Below are 1698 nucleotides of genomic sequence, written 5' to 3'. Positions count from 1 at the left end.
GCGATTAAAAGCGTCGAGGTTACTAATATCTCCGAAACGAGCTGGTTTGACAACTCGATGCTGATGGGAGATATTAAAGGCGCAGGCGGACTGCTAGTCAATCAATATCTATTTAACTGGCCTCCGTTCGGTAACGGCAAAGGGCTTGCTAAAGGTAGCTACGAAGAGGGAATTTCGCAAATCAAGCATCTTCTACCCGATAAGATCGATGAGGCGTGGGAGGCAACCAAAAAACTTTCCGTAAATCCCGATAACGCGGGCGGCTACTCCGCTCTCATAGAGATAGAGCGGCTAAACGGCGAAAAGAAAAAATATCTGCTTGATTGCGGCTGGTCATATAAGTGGATGCACGAGTGTTTTAAGCGGGAGGGGATCGATAAGATGCTGCAAAACGGCGAGATAGACACCCTCATAATGTCGCACGAGCACTACGATCACTTTTGGGCGCTACCCGTCGTTTTAAAGTATAAGCCCGACATCAGGATCATAATCCACGAAGGCTTTTACCCGGAGGGCAGACAATATATCAAAGATTCAGGCCATAAAGGCGAGCTTGTAGTGTTTAAAAAGGGTAGAAACGAGATTGAGCCCGGAATGTGTACGTTTTGCTACGACTGCCCTATCATTACGAGAGTTTTTGGCGAACAGTCGATATTCGTAAACGTCAAAGACAAAGGTCTTGTGAGCATTACGGGATGTTGTCATCAGGGTATTATTACATTCTCTGATTCCGCATACAAAGAGCTAAAATACGATAACGATCAGCTCTATGGTCTTTACGGCGGACTTCATATCTCGCCGTTTGACGACTGGGATCCTAAATACGACGATCTGGTTATCGGGCTGAAAAGATGGAACTACCAGGTCATGGCGTGCAACCACTGCACGGGCCTACTGACCGTGCAAAAATTCGTCCGCGAGGGCTATCCGATCGTAAAGGGCACGGCTAGATTTAGAACCAAAACGTCCGATTATCTGGGCAACGGTGATAAGGTTAAATTTGGATAAAAGCATGGAATTTCAAGATATTTTCCCTTTGAAATTTAAATACTCGTTTGAGGATTACAGGTCGCTTATGAGATGTATATTGATGAAATCTCTTTACGATAGCGACGTAAAATCCTCAAGCAGGTATCAGGGGATGTATAAGGGGAACTATTTTAACGAATGCTGGAGCATAAAATTCGGCTTTTACGGCGGAATTTACGGTATCGTTTTACGAGAGGTGAAAGAGGGCGCGGGCGTGTTCGAGCTTTATTATTTCCCCTCCGCAAACGACGAGTTGCTCGGTAGTGTCTCGCTTTTTGAAGCCGTTTTGGCCGGAGAGCCGGATTTTTTAACAAAAGTGCGAAATTTCTCCGCGCACGAGGAGCTTTTAAATAATTTCTGCGTCGCTACGATCTATTTAAAGCCGCAAGAGCAGGGCTTGACGCTATCTTTTAAAACGAAGCTCAGAGATAGGTCGTACGCAAAGGACGGTGTGCGCGTAGAGGGTAAGCAGATCATAGCAAAAGAGGGGCTCGATAAAAATTTCCCCTGCTTTAGGGTATCGCTTGCGTTTATGAACTTTTTGCATATCGCGCTTTGTAAAATTTACGAGCCGCGCTACGAGAGCTTTGAAATTTACAAAAAAGCGGCGCACGCGGTGATCTACGACAAAGATCGAAATTTAAAAAGCAAAGCAGATCCGCTCTGCGG

Annotated in this window: 2 protein-coding genes; both read left to right on the top strand. The window is 45.6% G+C overall.

The features are described 5' to 3' along the window. A partial coding sequence (locus tag Q0135_RS01095; RefSeq protein WP_297987569.1) for an MBL fold metallo-hydrolase occupies window positions 1-1008 on the top strand: 1008 nt, incomplete at its 5' end. After that, a partial coding sequence (locus Q0135_RS01090; RefSeq protein ID WP_297987567.1) for a hypothetical protein occupies window positions 1001-1698 on the top strand: 698 nt, incomplete at its 3' end. The genes Q0135_RS01095 and Q0135_RS01090, both read left to right, overlap by 8 nt.

The organism is uncultured Campylobacter sp. (assembly GCF_937981295.1).
Classification (GTDB): domain Bacteria; phylum Campylobacterota; class Campylobacteria; order Campylobacterales; family Campylobacteraceae; genus Campylobacter_B.
This window is presented reverse-complemented; position numbering and strand designations above follow the sequence as displayed.